Consider the following 17,727-nt stretch of genomic DNA (forward strand, 5'->3'; position numbering starts at 1 on the left):
CGAGAGAGCCCCTCAGCGCGAGGGGCGGTACGCATTCCACAGCACGCGAGCGTGGCGGGCTTTCGCCCGTTCGACGCCCTGCTCGTCTTTGCGTGCGGCGCTGATCCATTCCGCCAGCCGGCTGGCCACCGCCCCGAGCACCATGCGCACGTCGGCGTGCCCGGCGGGCGGGACCACGGCGTCGGCCGCCGGCATCCGTCCCTTCGGCGCGAGCTCGTCGCGCACGTGCCGCATCGTCAGTCGGGCGACGCCCACCGCGTGGCTGTTGACGACGCAGTGCGCCGCGCCCTCGATCTCCCATCGCCGAGCCGCGTGCGCGCGGGCCACGAGACGGGAGTGCAGACGCCGGGGGGAGGGGCGGTCGAACTCTCCGCGGATGAGCAGCACGGTCGCCCGACCCGCGCCGATGCGATCGGAGATGCGGTACCGCAGCATGTGCGGGAGCGTCTCGAAGAAGTAGAGGAATCCGCACAGTAGATACGCCGAGAGGGCGAGGAGGGCGATGTGCAGGGACTCGCGCGCGGTGGATTGAGCGAAACGCACCGCCTGCAGCAGGGTGCGGGCTTCGGACTCGTCGACCACCGGGCTCACCAGCACGGCGTGCGACAGGTGAGGCCGCCGAGCCAACACCTCGGTGACGACCTGCGTTCCCATCGAATGACCGATGAGCACCGGGTCGGAGAGTCCGTAGTGATCGAGGACGCTCTCCACCTGATCGGCGAAGAACCCCGCGGTCGGGTGCTCGCCGGATGCCGGCACGCCCCCGAAGCCGGGAAGATCCAGGGCGTACACCTCGCCTTCCTCGGCCAGCAGAGGGGCGAGGAACTCGAAGTACGACGAGGCGACCCCGATGCCCGCGACGAGCACGAACGACTTTTCAGTCTCGGCACCGGTGGTGACCCGCGTGACGCGGGTGCGCGCCGGTCCGCAGCGGTGTGTTTCGACCCGGACGTCGGCGGGGCGGGAGTCTTCGGCCATCCGACCAGGATGCCGTACCCGCCTGAGCGCCCTGTCAATCCCGGGGTCGGTGTCGATGGTCGCGCTTAGCCTCGGGCCATGAGCGATTCCTCCCGTGAAGAAGAGACCCTGGGCGCCGTCCGTGAGAATGACAACCCCGCCGAGAAGGACCCGTCGGACTGGGTCACCGGTGATGAGCCGATGACAGCCCCCCAGCGCAGCTACCTCGACACCCTCGCGCGTGAGGCGGGCGAGGAGATCCCCGCCGACCTCACCAAGGCGGAGGCGTCCGAGCAGATCGATCGCCTGCAGTCGGAGACCGGCCGCTCGACCGAGTGACCCGGAGCGCGAACGCCCCGCACCCTCAGGGTGTGCGGGGCGTTTCGTCGTTGGGGCAGATCCCGCCCATGTCTTCGGTCTCGCCGCGCGCGATGTCGTCGAGGAAGTCGGCGACGATCCGGCGCTCCTCGGGACCGAGGCGTTCGGCCGCCGCGACCGCCGACGCGCGGCGCACCGACAGGATGCGCCGGGCGGGGGATGCGACCTCGACGATCTCGCGCACCACGATCGAACGACGGTCGCCGGGGTAGGGCTCGCGCGCCACCCAGCCGGCGTCGGCGAGGCGGTCTATGAGCGCGGTCGTGGCCGCCGACGAGATGCCGAGCATCGCCGCCAGCATGCGAGGGGTGACGGGCTCCTCGTCGGGGCGGCGTTGAAGGAGAAAGCGGAGCACCTTGGCGTCGTTCGCCCCGATACCCAGTGACTGCAGCGCCGTCCGCTCGGAGGCTATGCCCGAATCAGTGAGGTCATTGAGTACCTTGACGACGTCGTCCGCCGTCGCGGGATCGCGCATCTCGCCTCCTCAGGTCTCTCGATACGTGAGTGTCTTCGTTGCCGATCAAGTAGTCAACCGTTGCAGTCGATGCTACCCGCACCTTACACGTGGCGGCAGGGGGCTGGACGAGCCCCCCTGGCATAAGATGCGGTGGTGGAAAACGGGTCGGAATCGTCGCGCTACTGGTACGGCGCCAGTGATCAGGACCGACGTCGCCGGGCCGTGGACGTCCTGCAGGCATTCCGTGTGTACCGGGCCGCCGAAGTGGCCATGCGTCGCCGCACCCGTGAGTCGATGTCGATGGGCGAGAACGAACTCCTCGTCCTGCGCTACCTGCTGAAGGCGGCGGGACAGGACCGGAAGGTGTCACCCAGCGAACTGACCCGGTATCTGGGAGTCTCCACAGCTTCCACGACGGCGATCGTCGATCGCCTCGAGAAGACCGGTCACGTGGTGCGGGTGCCGCACCCGACCGACCGTCGCAGCATCTTCATCGTTGCCACGACCGCGAGCGACGACGAGGTACGGGCAACGCTCGGCGCCATGCATGCGCGCATGATGGCGGCCGTCGTCGACATGACCCCGGATGAGAGCGCCGCGGTCATCGCGTGTCTCGGGCGCTTGCAGGATGCGGTGGACGAGGTCGACCCGCACCCGGTCGATGCCGACACCCCCCACTGACCGCTCTGCTCGACCTCCATACCGCTGATCGAGCGGAACACGAGTAGGTAGCCTGCCTACTTTCCTCCGGAGTTTTAGGCGCGCGTCGAGCGGCGTGAAACCATGGACGCATGGACGAGCGCGCAGTGGACACGAGCGCGTTTCCGCGGCCCGGCGAAATCCTCGCCGCCGTCGACGGGGTGCCGGTGGCATCTTTCCGCGAGGTCGTCGCGCGCCTTCGTGTCGACTATCCCCGCGAGGATCCCTCGCACGTCGAGGGTATCGTCCTGCGCGAATGGGAGGCTTTCTCCGCGGGTCGCCCGCTGGTGGTGCCGACCGCCGTCGAAGGCGGAGCGCGCGAGATCCTGGATCAGCCGCGCGTCTGACTCACGGCCGCGGGGGATCGGGCTCCCCGACCAGAAGGAGTCCCCCTGACGAGTTCGCCGATGTGGCCAACGCCTCGATCCACGCACGGCTCAGCAGCGCCGGCTCGGGCTCGTCGAACACGAAGCGAAGCGGAATCGACGGGTGCAGCCACACCGTGCTGCGTCCCACCTCTTGGCCTGGTCCGTGCGTCCACGACAGCGTGAAGCTCTCGCCGCGCCGGAGCTTGGTGGCGATGACGACCTTGACGTGCGCCAAGGCCCGATCGTCGATCTCGATCGGTGTTGCGACGTCTCCGTAGTAAAGCGTTCCCACACCCGCACGTTAGCCGTGACCCACCGCGCCGGCTCGAGGGGTTGATTCGGGGGAGCCGGCATGGCACCGCCGAATGCGGATGGCGCCCTGCGTTCCTCGACTAGGCTCGGCGGTATGGGCAGATTCATCTACGACACCGTGGCCAATGCGGTCGACATCGATGACCGCACGCTTGCACACCTGCGCATCGTCGTGATGAACAAGCTGCGCCGGTCGGAATCGTTCATGTTCGACGTCGAGGTCGGCGACGGCAGCGGTCGTCGCAGTTTCTGGATGCACCCGTCCGTGCCGATCCAGTTCCACTTCTACGGCAGCCGTCAGCCCCGTATCAACCGCGTGTGGGTCGAAGACCTCATGCTCGCCGCGTCCGGTCCCAACGGCCTGGCCATCACGCCCGAACCGAGCGAGGACTCCCACATCGAAGAGGGCTGAGGCCCGTCTCCGATCCCTCGCGGAGAGCGCAGTGTGCTCAGTCCGCGCGGGAGTGCTCGGCCGGACTCATGTCCTCGGGCACGAGGAGGATGCCGCCGGACGAATTGGCGGAGTCGGCGAGACGTTCGATCCACTCACGGCTGAGCGTCGTGGGTTCGGCGTCGTCGAAGACGAAGCGCAACGGAATGGCGGGGTGCAGCCACAGAGTGCTGCGCCCGCGCTCCTCGTCGTCGCGGTGACGCCAGGACAGGGTGAAACTCTCGCCGCGACGCAGCTTGGTCGAGATCACGACTTTGAGGTGCGCGAGAGCGCGGTCCTCGATGTGGACAGTCGTGCCGCTTCCGCCATAGTGGATGGTCCCCATGCCGCCACGATACGCCAGAGCGCCGGGAGAAGTACGTGGACCGGTGCTCGGTGTCAAGACCACCCGGGGGTCGGGAGCCGCCTGTCATCGTGGAGGGACGCACGGAAGGAGAACGCCGTGACCCATCCCCCCACTCCTCGGCATCCTCAGCCCGCGGACGACCCCGACGACCTGCCCGAGGTTTTCCGCAGCCTCATCGGAATCGACGTCATCGACGGCGAGCTCGTCCCCCGCTCGTCGGAGCCGCCCCGACGGTGACGCTCCCAGCGACCTCGTAGTCACCGCCGTTACGGTCGGGGGCATGTCGGATGCGCTGGACGATCAGCAGATCACCGTCTCCGGTGCCGCCCTCCGGGCACTGCGCGACGAGTTCCAGCGCTTCCTGATGGAGTACCGCTTCGGGCTGGCCGAGGTCGAGACGAAGATCACGATCCTGCGTGAAGAGTTCCAGGAGATGCACGCGTACAACCCGATCGAGCATGTGTCGAGCAGGGTGAAGTCGCCGGACAGTCTCGTCGACAAGGTGCGGCGGAAGGGCATCGGGACGGACTTCGACTCGATTCGTTCCGCGATCACCGACATCGCGGGCATCCGCATCACCTGCAGCTTCGTCGACGACGCCTATCGTCTGTCCGACCTCCTGACGCATCAGGACGACATCACCGTGCGTCACGTCAAGGACTACATCGCCGAACCGAAGGCGAACGGCTACAAGAGCCTGCACGTCATCGTCGAGGTGCCGGTGTACCTGTCGACGGGTCGTGTCGACGTGCCCGTCGAGGTGCAGTTCCGCACGATCGCGATGGACTTCTGGGCGAGCCTGGAGCACAAGATCTACTACAAGTACGACCGTCTCGTACCGGACGACCTGCTCGCGGAGCTCAAGAACGCGGCCGACACGGCATCCGAACTCGACGCCCGGATGGAGCGACTGCACCGCGAGATCCGCGGTTCGCATCCGGGGGTCGTCTCTCTCTGACACGAAGCGCGCGGCTGGCACCGCTCCACCCGGGCGGAGACAATGGAGAGATGAGCGACGACGACGCCCGCCTCGACGAGGCCGCCGCCGACCTGCTCCTGCTCCCGCCCGCGCGCTTCACCACTGCCCGCAACGAGCGCGCCGCCGACGTCGGCGGTGCCGCCGGTCGACGCATCGCGAAGCTGCGCAAGCCCACCGTCGCGGCCTGGGCGGTCAACCTGCTCGTGCACGACGGCCAACTCGGGGAGGCGGTCGAACTGTCGCGAGCGCTGCGCGAGGCGCAGGACGATCGGGATGCCGCCGAGCTCGCACGGCTGGGACGGCAGCGCCGGCAGCTGGTGTCGGCACTCGCCCGCCGCGCGGGGGAGCTCGCCGCCGACGCGGGGACGCCGCTGAGTGCGGCGATGGCGGATGCGGTGGAGAAGACCGTGAATGCCGCGATCGTCGACGAAACGGCGGCCGCGGCGATCTTGACGGGGCGTCTCGTGTCGGCCGTCGACCTGGCGGACCTCGACGGCGATGCCCTCGGACAGGCTGTCGCGGGTTCGCTCCCCGACGCCTTGCCCACGCCGCCCCCGCGCGACGACCTCGCTGCCCGGAGGGCTCGGAAGGCCGCGGAACGGGCGGTGCGCGAGGCGGAGCGTGCGCGCGCCGATGCAGAGCGAGAGCAGGCGACCGCCGAGAAGAAGCTGGCCGGGGCGCGAGAGAAAGCCGATCGCGCGCACGAGCGAGTCGACGCTCTCCGCGGCGACCTCGCCCGGGCCGAGAAGGACGCGGCGGACGCGGACGCGGTCGTGCATCGGCGTGAGGGAGAGCGGGAGGATGCCGCGGACGGGGTACGCGCAGCTCGTCGTGCCGTCGAGCGCGCCCAGGCTCAGAGAGACGACGGAGGCGACGCATGACCGACGCATCGGCGGAGTCCCTCGTGGCCGCCGCCCGAGCGCGTCTCGCCGACGCGCCGCGCGAGCGCATCGGCGACCTGCAGGAGGGGCGCCGACTGCTCGGCATCCCGCGGGCTCCGCGCATCGTCGCGCGAGGAACCGCCTGGCACCTCGGCGTGCTGCTGCTCACTGACGACGGCGTGCTCGCCACCGGCGACATCGTGCGTTCGCGCGCCGAGGTCCGTCGCGGCTTCGCGGCCGAGTCGCAGCGGCGCCGGGCGGAGCTGTCGGCCGCGGCCGCACGCGGGGGCGTTCCCGAGGGGGAGACCGTGCACATCGGGTGGCATCCGATCGATCTCGCCCGCCTCGACGCGTCGTCGAGCCCGCTGGCGGTGCGCGAGGGGGAGACGCTCGTGCGATGGAGTGCGGCCGGCGGTTACCAGCCCCTGTCGCGCTACCTCGAGGAGCGGATCGAGCTCGTGCGGCATCCGCCGGAGCGCGCGTAGCGAGCTCTGCGCATAGTCGGGGCGGTGAGGCCTGTCAACAGCGACGACCGCGGTCCTGACCGGAAACGACGCTGGTCTATCGTGAGCGACGTGCAGCAGGTATGGCCAGGATCCAGTTATCCCCTCGGGGCCACTTACGACGGTAACGGGACGAACTTCGCCCTGTTCAGTGAAGGAGCGGAACGCGTAGAGCTCTGCCTCTTCGAAGAGGACGGAACGGAGAAGCGTGTCGATCTCGTGGACGTCGACGCGTTCGTGTGGCACGCCTTCCTCCCCAACGTCCAGCCCGGGCAGCGGTACGGCTATCGCGTGCACGGGGAGTACGACCCGAAGAGCGGTAAGCGCTACAACGCGAGCAAGCTCCTTCTCGATCCGTACGCCAAGGCCGTCGAGGGGCAGATCGACTGGGGTCAGCCGGTCTTCAGCTACGCCTTCGGCGACCCCGACTCGTTCAACGACGAGGACTCCGCCGCGCACATGATGAAGGGCGTGGTCGTGAACCCGTTCTTCGACTGGGCGGGCGACCGTCTCCCGAAGATCCCCTACGCCGAGAGCTTCATCTACGAGGCCCACGTGAAGGGCCTCACCCAGCTGCACCCCGACGTGCCCGAGGAACTGCGCGGCACCTACGCCGGTATCGCCCACCCCGCCGTCATCGACCACCTGCGCAAGCTCGGCATCACCGCCATCGAGCTCATGCCGGTGCACCAGTTCGTCAACGACTCCACGCTCGAGGAGAAGGGGCTGTCGAACTACTGGGGCTACAACACCATCGCGTTCCTCGCGCCGCAGAACACCTATTCCTCGACCGGTGACCACGGTCAGCAGGTGCAGGAGTTCAAGGCCATGGTGAAGGCGCTCCACGCCGCCGGCATCGAGGTGATCCTCGATGTGGTGTACAACCACACCGCCGAGGGCAACCACATGGGCCCCACGCTCTCCATGCGCGGCATCGACAACGAGGCCTACTACCGCCTCGAAGACGACGACAAGCGCTACTACACCGACTACACCGGCACCGGCAACAGCATGAACGTGGGCAACCCCCACACGTTGCAGCTCATCATGGATTCGCTCCGCTACTGGGTGCTCGAGATGCACGTCGACGGCTTCCGCTTCGACCTCGCCTCGACCCTCGCTCGCGAGTTCTACGAGGTCGACAAGCTCGCCACCTTCTTCGAGCTCGTGCAGCAGGACCCGGTGGTCTCGCAGGTCAAGCTGATCGCCGAGCCGTGGGACGTCGGCCCCGGGGGCTACCAGGTCGGCAACTTCCCGCCCCAGTGGACCGAGTGGAACGGCAAGTACCGCGATACCGTGCGCGACTTCTGGCGCGGCGAGCCCCAGGCCCTCGGCGAATTCGCCTCGCGCCTGACCGGTTCGGCCGACCTCTACGAGCACTCCGGCCGGTTCCCTGTGGCATCCATCAACTTCGTCACCGCGCACGACGGCTTCACGCTCCGCGACCTCGTGTCGTACAACGACAAGCACAACGATGCCAACGGCGAAGACAACAACGACGGCGAATCGCACAACCGCTCGAGCAACATGGGTGTCGAGGGGCCGACCGATGACCCCGACGTGTTGAAGCGCCGCGCGCAGCAGCAGCGCAACTTCATCGCGACACTCCTGCTCAGCCAGGGCGTCCCGATGCTTCTCCACGGCGACGAGCTGGGCCGCACGCAGGGTGGCAACAACAACGGCTACGCGCAGGACAACGAGATCACGTGGGTGGACTGGTCGAACATCGACACCCCGCTCATCGAGTTCACCGCCGCCCTCGCGCGTCTGCGCAAGCAGCACCCCACCTTCCGTCGCAGCCGGTTCTTCGACGGCCGCCCCGTGAAGATGGAGGAAGGCTCACCCATCCCCGACGTGGTGTGGCTGCGTCCTGACGGCTCACTCATGCAGCCCGAGGACTGGGACAACGGCTTCGGGCTCGCGGTCGGCGTCTTCCTCAACGGTCAGGGGATCCGCGAGCGCGACCGCCGGGGTGAGTCGATCAGCGACGACCACTTCCTCGTACTCTTCAACGCGGGTGACGATAAGGTCGACTTCCAGCTCCCCGACTTCGAGTACGCACCCAAGTGGGACGCGTACGTCGACACGGCGGGCGAGCGGGCGAACACCGAGCCGCTCGATCCGGGCGAGACGCTCCCCCTGGAGCCGAAGTCGCTCATGGTGTTGCGCGAGCACCACCTGCCCGAGCCCGAGATCGACCACTCGGTCGCGGCCTCCCTCACGGCCCAGATCCAGGTCATCGGCAACGACGACCTGCCCGGACAAGCGCCCAAGCCGGAGCTCTGAGCGACGTGCGGCATCCGCTCTCGACCTACCGCTTGCAGATCCGCGAAGCGTTCACCCTCGACCAGGCCGCCGAGGTCACGGACTATCTCCGTGACCTCGGGGTCTCGTGGGCGTACCTCTCCCCGATCCTCGAGGCCACGCCCGGATCCGATCACGGCTACGACGTCGTCGACGTCACGCGGGTGGATCCGGCCCGGGGCGGCGCTGTCGGTCTCGACCGGTTCGCGGCAGCCGCGCGCGCCGAGGGACTCGGCATCCTGATCGACATCGTGCCCAACCACATGGGCGTGTCGGAACCGCGCACGAATGCGTGGTGGTGGGATGTGCTGCGCCAGGGCCGCGCCTCTGCGCACGCGACCGCGTTCGACATCGACTGGGAGTTCGGCGGCGGCAAGGTGCGCGTGCCGGTGCTCGGCGACCACCTCGACGCCGTCATCGAGGACATCTCCTACGACCCGAAGCCGGCCGCAGACGCCCCCGACGGGCTCATCCGGTACTTCGATCACGTGTTCCCGGTGGCCCCGGGGACGGGCTCCGCGGGCGACGACATCCGCGCGCTGCTGGACGCGCAGAACTTCGAGCTGCGGTTCTGGCAGGACGAAGCGGCCGACCTGAACTACCGCCGCTTCTTCGCCGTCACGACGCTCGCCGGCGTCCGCGTCGAGCTGCCGGAGGTGTTCGAGGCCACGCACGCCGAGATTCTGCGCTGGGTGCGCGAGGGTCTCGCCGACGGCCTGCGGGTCGATCACCCCGACGGGCTCGTCGACCCGGGCGGCTACCTCGACCGACTCGCGGTCGCGTTGACCGAAGCCAGCGACTCCGAGGTGGGATACGTGTTGGGGGAGAAGATCCTCGAACACGGCGAGGCTCTTCCCTCCTGGTGGAAGACCGCCGGCACCACCGGCTACGACGCGCTGGCCGAGATCGACCGCGTGCTCACCGATCCCGCGGGTGAGGCGGCGCTGGACGCGCTCGATGCGCGACTGCGCGTCGACAGCGACCTGCCCGCGCTGACCGGCTGGCACGACCTCATCCACGACACCAAGCGGAAGATCGCCGACTCCATCCAAGTGTCGGAGATCCGCCGCATCGTGCGGGGTCTTCCCGCCGCGCTCCGCGAGGAGTTCGAGGCCGAGGTGCTCCAGGATGCGCTCGCCGAGATCCTCGCGTGCTTCCCCGTCTACCGCTCCTACCTTCCGGCCGGTCGTGCGCACCTCGACGCCGCCGTGGGCGAGGCGGAGGGCCGCCGCCCGGAACTCGCAGACGTGATCGAGAGGCTCGTGCCGGCCCTCGCCGACACCGAGCTCGAGATCGCCTGGCGCTTTCAGCAGACGACCGGCCCGGTGATGGCGAAGGGCGTGGAGGACACCGCGTTCTACCGCTACACCCGCCTGGGCTCGCTCACCGAGGTGGGCGGCGACCCCGGGCAGTTCTCGCTCGACATCGCCGGCTTCCACACGGCGCAGGCGCAGCGCCACGCATCGTGGCCCACCGCCATGACGACCCTGTCGACCCACGACACCAAGCGCGGCGAGGACACTCGTGCTCGCATCGCCGTGCTCGCCGAGATCCCCGAGCGCTGGGCCGAGGTGCTGGAGGAGTTCCGCGGCGTCGCCTCGACCGGACACGGGCCGTTCGATTCCCTGCTGTGGCAGGCGATCATCGGAGCGTGGCCCGCTTCGGCATCCACTCCCGAGGGGCTGAAGGTGTACCGCGAGCGCCTGCACGCGTACGCCGAGAAGGCCGCGCGCGAAGCGAGCGAGGTCACCGGCTGGTGGGAGCAGGACGAGGCCTTCGAGGAGCGCATGCACGCGGTCGTCGACGCAGCGACCGGCCCCGCCGCGGAGCGCGTACGCGCATTCGTCGACGAGATCTCGGCCGCCGGCTGGTCGAACGGCCTGTCGGCCAAGCTGTTGCAGATCCTCGGCGCCGGAGTGCCCGATGTCTACCAGGGCTCGGAGTTGTGGGAGCAGTCGCTCGTCGACCCCGACAACCGCCGGGCGGTCGACTTCGCCGAGAGGCGCCGACTGCTCGCGGAGATCGACGCTCCCGGCGCTCCGACGCCGGCGGTGGATGCCACGGGTGCCGCGAAGCTCCTCGTGACCTCCCGCGCCCTGCGTGTGCGCCGCGACCACCCGCTCGACGTCTACCGCGCGCTCGAGGCCGCGGGCGCGGCATCCGATCACGTCGTCGCGTTCGACCGCGGCGGGGTGTTCGCCGTGGCGACCCGCCTGCCGTGGGGTCTCGCCGAGCGGGGCGGGTGGGGCGACACGGTGGTGCTGCTGCCGGACACGCCCGTCATCGACGTGCTGACCGGCCGCTCTTTCGCCGGCGGCCCGACCCCCCTCGCCGACCTGTTGGCGTTCCTTCCGGTCGCCCTCCTGATCTACTGACACAGCGCGTGAGGCGCCAATATTTGTCGCCTCACACGCTCCTCGAGCGACAATTCTTGGCACCTCACGCGTAAGGACGAACCCCCATGAGCATCGACGTTTGGGCACCCAAGGCTGAGCGGGTGCGGTTGCGCCGCCTCGACGACAGCGGCGACACCGTCGTCGAAGACGTCGAGATGTCATCCACCGCCGACGGATGGTGGACGGCTCCCGTCGACCTCGCCGACGGGGAGCGCTACGGCTTCGTGCTGGGCGACGGCGACGACCTGCGCCCCGACCCGCGCTCGCGGCGTCAGCCCGGCGGCGTGCACGAGGCATCGGCATGGTTCGATGCGTCGGTGTACTCGTGGAACGACGCCGCGTGGACGGGCAAGCAGCTGGCCGGTGGCCTGATCTACGAGCTGCACCTCGGCACCTTCACTCCCGAGGGCACCCTGGATGCCGCCGTCGGCCGTCTCGACCACCTCGTCGACCTCGGCGTGACCCACGTCGAGCTGCTGCCGGTGAACGGCTTCAACGGCACCTGGAACTGGGGCTACGACGGGGTGCTCTGGTACACCGTCCACGAGGCGTACGGCGGACCCGAGGCGTACCAGCGCTTCGTGGACGCCGCGCACGCCGCCGGTCTCGCCGTGATCCAGGACGTCGTCTACAACCACCTCGGCCCCTCCGGCAACTACCTGCCCGAGTTCGGCGAATACCTCCGCGAGGGCAGCCGCAACACCTGGGGCGACTCCGTCAACCTCGACGAGGACGCGGTGCGCTCGTACATCGTGGACAACGCCCTGATGTGGATGAGCGACTACCACGTCGATGGACTTCGCCTGGATGCCGTGCACGCCCTGCTCGACCACCGCCCGGTGCACCTGCTGCACGAGCTCGCCGAGCGCACCGACGCTCTGTCGGCGCACCGCGGGCTGCCGCTCACGACCATTGCGGAATCCGACATGAACGACCCGAAGCTCATCCTGCCGCGCGAGGCCGGCGGGTACGGGCTGACCGCCCAGTGGTCGGACGACTGGCATCACACCGCGCACGTCGCCCTCACCGGCGAGACGATCGGCTACTACGAGGACTTCGCCGACCTCGAGGCCTTCCACAAGGTCAGCGTGGGCGGGTTCTTCCACGACGGGACGTATTCGACGTTCCGTGGGGAGAAGCACGGCAAGCCCATCCCGGCCGATGTGCCGAACTGGCGCCTGGTGACCTTCGCGCAGGACCACGACCAGATCGGCAACCGCGCCGCCGGCGACCGGCTGTCGCAGTCGCTCGGCTACGACCGCCTCGCCGCGGCCGCCGTGCTCACCCTCACCGCCCCGGGTACGCCGATGCTGTTCATGGGCGAGGAGTGGGGGGCGTCCACGCCGTGGCAGTTCTTCACCTCGCACCCCGAGCCCGAGCTCGGCAAGGCCACCGCCGAGGGGCGCATCGCCGAGTTCGAGAAGATGGGGTGGGACGAGTCCACCGTCCCCGACCCGCAGGATCCCGCGACCTTCGCGAACTCGAAGCTCGACTGGGACGAAGTGGGCGAGGGCGATCACGCCCAGCTCCTCGGCCTGTACCGCGAGCTCGCGAAGCTGCGCCGCGAGCGCCCCGAGTTGACCGACCCCTCCCGCGACGGTCTCTCGGCCGCGGCGCGGGAAGCCACCGGCGGACGCGTCTACGAACTGCGCCGCCGCGATCTCGTGGTCGTGGTGAACCTGTCGGATGCCGAGACCACGGCATCCGTGGCATCCGGTGCCCGCGTTCTGCTCGCGACGGCCGAGGGCGTCGCGCTCGACGGGTCGGAGGTCTCCGTGCCGGCGGGCGCGAGCGCGATCGTCGCCCCGCCGCTCTGACAGACGTGCGAATGGCCCCGACCTGTCGGTCGGGGCCATTCGCGTTCGTCCTCGTCCGATCCGCTTGCGTGCTCGTGCACAATGGCAGGGCGTGACTGCGACATGCCCTTCCGGGAGCCGAGAGACCGAGGTGTCGCGGATCGGCCCGCCGCTGTTCGCGGAGACCCGCTCGCAGGAGGGATGCCGAGGACTCGACGTCAGTCGACGGTCGGTCGGATCAGGCGCAGCACGCGGACGATTGCGGGCGGCAGCAGCACGACGGCGGCCACGACCAGCGCCGTCGCGCCGATGGGGGCGCTTTGCGGCTCGCCGGTGAAGCGCTCCACCGCGAGCCAGCTGAGGCCCCACGCGAGGGCCAGGGCGGGAGTGATGCGCCAACCGCTCCGCCAGGCGATGGCGAGGCCGATCAGGGCGACCACGATCAGGACCGCGATGCCGATGGCGTCCGCTGCGTCCTCCCAGCTGGGCGGGACGACCGAGGTGAGGAACGCCGCGACGTTCGCGACGGTGGCCAGGGTGACCCATCCGAGGTGCAGGCCGGTCACACCGTCGATCAGCACGGAGTCCACCACGCCTCCGCGCGGCTGCCGCGTGGCGACGGCGACCTTGAAGGTCCAGCCGAGGGCGGCGAGAAGCAGGACGATGACGACGACCGTGAGGAACAGCGTGCCGAAGCGCGCGGCGACGAGCCACAGGCCGTTCAGCGTCATCGTGAGGGCGATGAGCCAGCCGAGGGCGCGCTGGCGGGGGGTGGTGCGCTGACCGGGAAGCGCCTGCCAGATGCCGTAGGCGATCAGGCCGAGGTAGATGACCGACCAGATCGAGAAGGCGGGTCCGGCGGGGGCGAGGTAGGAACCGTCGGTGTCGAGGGCACCGCCCTGTTGATCTTGGACGGCGGAGTTGCCGAAGGCCCCGGCCCCGATCACGGCTGCGATGAGCATGAACGACAGCGCGGAGAGGACGACGATCTGACGAGCGAGGTCGGTACCCCGCCAAGTAGGTGAAGCGTTCATAGTGAGAACACTAGAAAAGCTAGGTAAATGTGGGCCGTGGGCTTGACACGGCGCTCCCGGCTTCCGCAGCGTCGACGTGCCGGCTCCCCAGTCGGACGTCGTCACGGCCGGACGTGCGCGTGCGCGGTGCGTTCGCCCGAGAGGCGCAGGCGAGCTCTGGCGAGCTCAGGCGGCGACGACGCGGGCGGCGAACGAGCGCAAGAGGCGGGTCGGCTGCTCCACCGATGCGGTGCGCACGTGCGCCGACACCTCGTCGAAGGCGTCGGCATCGAAGTACCCCGCGTCGCGGTACACCCGCATGCGCGCCACGAACGCGTCGGTGGTCGGCTCGGGGTGGAACTGCGTGGCCCACAGCCCGTATCCCGCCCGATAGGCCTGCACCGGGCAGGCGTCGTTCTCGGCGAGGAGCGTCGCACTGGGCGGAACGCTGTCGGTCCCCTCTTTGTGCGCGGTGAGCGCCTCGAAGCGGGGACTCAGGATGCCGAACAACTCGTCGTCGCGGCCGGCCTCGGTCAGCACGATGTCGGCGGGGCCGGTGCCTTCGGGGTGCTGCAGCGTCACCGTCCCGCCCAGCAGACGGGTGACGACGCCGATGCCGAAGCAGGTGAAGAGCGCGGTGGTGCGGCCCTCGATCGCCGTTGCGGCCAAGCGCTCGAGGTCACGTTCGAGGCGGCGCTGGTCGTCGGTCTTGTCGGGGTCGGTGACGTTGAAGGGGCTCCCGCCGACCACGACGGCGGCGAAACGCTCGAGGTCGTCGGGGAGGGGCTCACGCACCAGGTCGTGGTGCAGCAGGTCGTCGTCGCCGACCCCCAGACCGTCCCGGAACGACGCCCACTCGGCCACGGCCGCAGCACGCTGCGGGCGGGCGCAGACGTAGAGCAGGGGCGCGGTCACCCAGGGATTCTATGCGGACCCGCGCCTGCGCGAAGAGGGGGTGGAAATGCGGCGCAACGTTGGGCCTACCGTCGCGAAAGACGTCCCTGCGCCCGGGGAGGGGAGTGTCAGCGCGACGATCGGGCGGTGCGCCCACGCACGACGCCGACGAACGCTTCGACGTCGGGGGTGGTGCGCTCGCGCAGCCACGACAGTGCGACCGTCGAGCCCGGACCGTCGCGCAGCACCCGGTACTCGACATCGCGGCGCTGATGTGCGCGAGCGAGCGACATGGGTACGATCACGACTCCGACCCCCGCAGCGACGGTGGCGATGGCTTCCGCGGTGTCAGCGGGTGGGGCGAACGCCGGGGCGACGGCATCCGGGATCTCCGTGCCGAGCACGTCGTCGCGGGGGACGATCACGACCTCGCCCGCCAGGTCGGCTCGATCGAGCTCGTCGGCCGCCGTGAGATCGGAGTCGGTCGACATCACCACGACGGCCTGCTCCTCGTAGAGCGGGATGACGTGGAGGTCGTCGTCGACCTCCATCGGCAGCCGGACGAGAGCCGCGTCGAGGTCGGTGAGCGACGCGCGCTGGTCGGCGACGGCGATCTCACGCAGGACCAGGGTCACGTGCGGCATCCGCTCGCGCCACAGGCCGATCCACTTGCCCGGGGTTGCTCCGGGAATGGCCCCGAGGACGAAGTCCCGCGGCTCTTCGCGCTGGCGCCGCTCGGACTGATCGCGCTTCGGGGCTTTCGGTCGCCCACGGGCGGGAGTCGACGGCTTCGCGCCACCGGTGCGACGGGGTCCACCGGTGCGCCCACGGGATCCGCCGCCGTTCGCCATGGCTCCAGGCTAGCCGCGACGGTAGCGTGGACGCATGATCGGCACCGTCGCGCTCGTCTTCGCGGGGCTCGCCGCCCTCTTGCACGTGTACATCTTCGTCCTCGAGAGCGTGCGCTGGACACAGCCGAAGACGTGGAGGGTGTTCGGCATCGCCGACCAGCAGACGGCCGAGGCGACCAGACCGATGGCCTACAACCAGGGTTTCTACAACCTGTTCCTCGCGGTCGGGGCCGCCATCGGGATCGTGCTCTGGACCGTGAACGGCGTCGGAGACATCGCCGGCCGCACGCTGTTGATCTTCTCGCTCGGGTCGATGGTGGCCGCATCGCTCGTGCTGGTGACCTCGGGACGCAAATACCTGCGGCCCGCGAGCATCCAGGGAACGCTGCCGCTCATCGGTCTGGTGCTCGCCATCCTCGCCTGAGGCGAGTGCGCGCCACGCGGTGGAGGAGCGGGTGCCGTGCGGAGGGGTGTCGGGTCACGTGAGGTCGCGCGCGGCACCCGGCAACCTGCGTGATCACCGTGGCCGACATTCCCTGTCGAGGCGACTTGCGGTCATACTGTCCACCGTCCGCCTGAGCTCGTCGTCTGTCGACGCGGGGCACCGCGACCTTGGGGAAAAGCGAACCCGCACGCTCCGGGGAGTCGTGCGGGTCGTGAATGCGGTGGTGAACAGGGCGTCAGGCGGCCAGACGCAACCCCCGGCGGTCCGTGGCGACGGCCTCACCGTCATTGATGATCTCGTCGTCGCCGATCAGCGACCCGACCGCGATCCGCGCATTGTGACCGACCTGGGTGCGGACGCCGATGTGCGCGCCTGCACCGATGACCGCTCCCGCGCAGATGTGCGCATGAGGCTCGATGTGCGCCTCCGGGCCGATCACGGCGTCGGACTCGATCCAGGCACCCCGACCGACACGGACACCCGCGGCGATCTGCACGCCGGGTTCGACGTACGCACCGTTCTCGACCAGCGCCGACGGGTGGACCTTCGCGCCGTGCGCGACGAGCCCACGACCGTTGACGTGCTTGCGGTAGCGCAGCGTTTCGCCAAGGTCGTTCTCGATGTCGATGTAGTTTTTTCCCACGATCCCCTCCGGTCGGTCATCGGGTCTGCCGACATGTGTGACAACGAGTCGGAAGAACCCTTCATTCCCTCGAATGGTTCTTCGTCGCCCCTACCGTGATCGGTTTTCTCGATGTCGAGAGACCTGCCCGGCTTCGTGTCGTCCCTTTGTTCTCGCATGCGAAACCGGTCCTCGCGGGCGGGTTGACACGAGGGCTCGAGAGAGAAGAGTGCAAGAGACGTCGCTCGCTCAGCCGGGCTGGCAGGTCGGACACCAGTAGACGTTGCGTTCGCTGGTCGCCGACGCACCCAGACTGGTCGCGCGGATCGGGGTTCCGCAGCGTCGACAGGGTGCGCCCTCGCGACCGTAGACCCAGAAGCGTCGACCGGGGCGGCTGTCTCCGGTGAAGGTGCGCTCGGGTCGCGGCAGGTTCGCGCGGATCATGCGCTCGCCGAGGGCGATGGTGGCCTGCGCGTCGATCTCGGTCGCCGGCGTCGTAGGGGCGATCCCGCGCACGAAGAGGAGTTCGTTCGCGTAGACGTTTCCGAACCCGGCGACGTTGCGCTGATCTAGGAGCGCCACGTGGGCGGCGCGCTCATCCGCGGCTACGCGGCGGACGGCCTCGGCCTCATCCCAGTCGTCGGCGAGCAGATCAGGGCCGAGGTGACCGATCACCGTGTGCTCGTCGACAGTGCGGAGCACCTCGACCATCGCGAGGTCGAAGCCGATCGCGTCGGCGCCGCTCACCCCCACGATCGCGCGGGCCTTGAACCCCGGGCGGCGCCACCGTTCGCCGGGACGATAGACGTCCCACCGGCCTTCCATCTTCAGATGGGAGTGCAGCGTGTAGCCGCCGATGCGGTGCAGGAGGTGCTTGCCGCGCGCGGCGACCTCGTGCACGGTCTCACCCCGGAGGTCGGCCGTGGCGCTGCCGGGAACGCGGATGTCGAAGCGCGTGACGACCTTTCCCGCCAGAGCGGCCGTGAGCTTGGCCGCAGCGCGGTAGACGGTGTCGCCCTCAGGCATGCGCGCTCGGCTTTCGCGGGAATCGGGCGCGGGTGCACACCCGAGACGC

21 protein-coding genes are annotated in these 17,727 nt (G+C 69.3%); 12 read left to right on the plus strand and 9 right to left on the minus strand.

Annotated elements, in window-relative coordinates; all coding sequences use genetic code 11:
* Positions 1-12: 12 nt before the first annotated feature.
* On the minus strand, positions 13-978 hold the full coding sequence (locus MT347_RS01245; RefSeq protein ID WP_243497261.1) for an alpha/beta fold hydrolase: 966 nt from the start codon (positions 976-978) through the stop codon (positions 13-15).
* 78 nt (positions 979-1,056) lie between these two features.
* Between MT347_RS01245 and MT347_RS01250 the strand changes: the two genes are divergently transcribed.
* A complete protein-coding gene (locus MT347_RS01250) occupies positions 1,057-1,296 on the plus strand; it encodes a DUF3072 domain-containing protein (protein WP_243497262.1) in 240 nt (79 codons plus the stop codon).
* Between the two features lie 25 nt (positions 1,297-1,321).
* Here MT347_RS01250 and MT347_RS01255 read toward each other — a convergent pair whose 3' ends face one another.
* On the minus strand, positions 1,322-1,810 hold the full coding sequence (locus tag MT347_RS01255; RefSeq protein ID WP_243497263.1) for a MarR family winged helix-turn-helix transcriptional regulator: 489 nt from the start codon (positions 1,808-1,810) through the stop codon (positions 1,322-1,324).
* Between the two features lie 135 nt (positions 1,811-1,945).
* On the opposite strand from MT347_RS01255, the gene MT347_RS01260 reads away from it, so the two are divergent.
* Positions 1,946-2,473 (plus strand): MarR family winged helix-turn-helix transcriptional regulator, encoded by a 528-nt coding sequence (locus MT347_RS01260; RefSeq protein ID WP_243497264.1) that lies wholly within the window; start codon positions 1,946-1,948, stop codon positions 2,471-2,473.
* 110 nt (positions 2,474-2,583) lie between these two features.
* Complete coding sequence (locus MT347_RS01265; protein ID WP_243497265.1) at positions 2,584-2,838, plus strand: hypothetical protein; 255 nt, start codon at positions 2,584-2,586, stop codon at positions 2,836-2,838.
* 1 nt (position 2,839) lies between these two features.
* On the opposite strand, the gene MT347_RS01270 is transcribed toward MT347_RS01265, so the two are convergent.
* Complete coding sequence (locus tag MT347_RS01270) at positions 2,840-3,151, minus strand: hypothetical protein (protein ID WP_243497266.1); 312 nt, start codon at positions 3,149-3,151, stop codon at positions 2,840-2,842.
* A 114-nt stretch (positions 3,152-3,265) separates the two neighbouring features.
* Here MT347_RS01270 and MT347_RS01275 point away from each other — a divergent pair, with 114 nt between their 5' ends.
* Positions 3,266-3,583, plus strand: coding sequence for an ATP-dependent DNA ligase (locus MT347_RS01275; protein WP_243497267.1), 318 nt, complete (start codon positions 3,266-3,268; stop codon positions 3,581-3,583).
* A gap of 37 nt (positions 3,584-3,620) precedes the next feature.
* Here MT347_RS01275 and MT347_RS01280 read toward each other — a convergent pair whose 3' ends face one another.
* On the minus strand, positions 3,621-3,947 hold the full coding sequence (locus tag MT347_RS01280) for a hypothetical protein (RefSeq protein ID WP_243497268.1): 327 nt from the start codon (positions 3,945-3,947) through the stop codon (positions 3,621-3,623).
* A gap of 117 nt (positions 3,948-4,064) precedes the next feature.
* Between MT347_RS01280 and MT347_RS01285 the strand changes: the two genes are divergently transcribed.
* The 7 genes from MT347_RS01285 to treZ all read left to right on the plus strand — a co-directional run bounded on the left by MT347_RS01285 (position 4,065) and on the right by treZ (position 12,848).
* Positions 4,065-4,205, plus strand: a complete 141-nt coding sequence (locus MT347_RS01285) for a hypothetical protein (protein WP_243497269.1) — start codon at positions 4,065-4,067, stop codon at positions 4,203-4,205.
* 43 nt (positions 4,206-4,248) lie between these two features.
* Positions 4,249-4,926 carry a GTP pyrophosphokinase family protein gene (locus MT347_RS01290; RefSeq protein WP_243497270.1) on the plus strand — a complete coding sequence of 226 codons (678 nt, stop codon included), beginning with the start codon at positions 4,249-4,251 and terminating at the stop codon, positions 4,924-4,926.
* A gap of 50 nt (positions 4,927-4,976) precedes the next feature.
* Positions 4,977-5,828 (plus strand): transposase, encoded by an 852-nt coding sequence (locus MT347_RS01295; protein WP_243497271.1) that lies wholly within the window; start codon positions 4,977-4,979, stop codon positions 5,826-5,828.
* Entirely contained in the window at positions 5,825-6,313 is a 489-nt protein-coding gene (locus MT347_RS01300) for a glutaminase (RefSeq protein ID WP_243497272.1), read from the plus strand. The genes MT347_RS01295 and MT347_RS01300 overlap by 4 nt, the downstream gene beginning before the upstream one ends.
* A gap of 81 nt (positions 6,314-6,394) precedes the next feature.
* Positions 6,395-8,617 carry a glycogen debranching protein GlgX gene (glgX, locus tag MT347_RS01305; protein WP_243497273.1) on the plus strand — a complete coding sequence of 741 codons (2,223 nt, stop codon included), beginning with the start codon at positions 6,395-6,397 and terminating at the stop codon, positions 8,615-8,617.
* Positions 8,618-8,622: 5 nt separating this feature from the next.
* A complete protein-coding gene (treY, locus tag MT347_RS01310) occupies positions 8,623-11,010 on the plus strand; it encodes a malto-oligosyltrehalose synthase (RefSeq protein ID WP_243497274.1) in 2,388 nt (795 codons plus the stop codon).
* Between the two features lie 86 nt (positions 11,011-11,096).
* The gene (treZ, locus tag MT347_RS01315) at positions 11,097-12,848 is read left to right on the plus strand and encodes a malto-oligosyltrehalose trehalohydrolase (RefSeq protein ID WP_243497275.1); all 1,752 of its coding nucleotides are present in this window, start codon (positions 11,097-11,099) and stop codon (positions 12,846-12,848) included.
* Between the two features lie 197 nt (positions 12,849-13,045).
* Here treZ and MT347_RS01320 read toward each other — a convergent pair whose 3' ends face one another.
* The 3 genes from MT347_RS01320 to MT347_RS01330 form a co-directional block, all read right to left on the minus strand.
* Positions 13,046-13,861: a tryptophan-rich sensory protein gene (locus MT347_RS01320; protein WP_243497276.1), complete on the minus strand. Its 816-nt coding sequence runs from the start codon at positions 13,859-13,861 to the stop codon at positions 13,046-13,048.
* A gap of 165 nt (positions 13,862-14,026) precedes the next feature.
* Positions 14,027-14,755, minus strand: a complete 729-nt coding sequence (locus MT347_RS01325; RefSeq protein WP_243497277.1) for a GMP synthase — start codon at positions 14,753-14,755, stop codon at positions 14,027-14,029.
* A gap of 107 nt (positions 14,756-14,862) precedes the next feature.
* Positions 14,863-15,585, minus strand: a complete 723-nt coding sequence (locus MT347_RS01330) for a LysR substrate-binding domain-containing protein (protein WP_243497278.1) — start codon at positions 15,583-15,585, stop codon at positions 14,863-14,865.
* Positions 15,586-15,619: 34 nt separating this feature from the next.
* Between MT347_RS01330 and MT347_RS01335 the strand changes: the two genes are divergently transcribed.
* Positions 15,620-16,009 (plus strand): DUF1304 domain-containing protein, encoded by a 390-nt coding sequence (locus MT347_RS01335; RefSeq protein ID WP_243497279.1) that lies wholly within the window; start codon positions 15,620-15,622, stop codon positions 16,007-16,009.
* A gap of 256 nt (positions 16,010-16,265) precedes the next feature.
* Here the strand turns inward: MT347_RS01335 and MT347_RS01340 are convergent, their stop codons facing one another.
* Together MT347_RS01340 and MT347_RS01345 are read right to left on the minus strand one after the other, a co-directional pair.
* On the minus strand, positions 16,266-16,673 hold the full coding sequence (locus tag MT347_RS01340) for a transferase (RefSeq protein ID WP_243497280.1): 408 nt from the start codon (positions 16,671-16,673) through the stop codon (positions 16,266-16,268).
* Between the two features lie 228 nt (positions 16,674-16,901).
* A complete protein-coding gene (locus MT347_RS01345; RefSeq protein ID WP_243497281.1) occupies positions 16,902-17,678 on the minus strand; it encodes a DNA-formamidopyrimidine glycosylase family protein in 777 nt (258 codons plus the stop codon).
* Positions 17,679-17,727 lie beyond the last annotated feature (49 nt).

The sequence above is a fragment of the Microbacterium sp. VKM Ac-2923 genome (assembly GCF_022815605.1).
Taxonomy (GTDB): Bacteria; Actinomycetota; Actinomycetes; order Actinomycetales; family Microbacteriaceae; genus Microbacterium.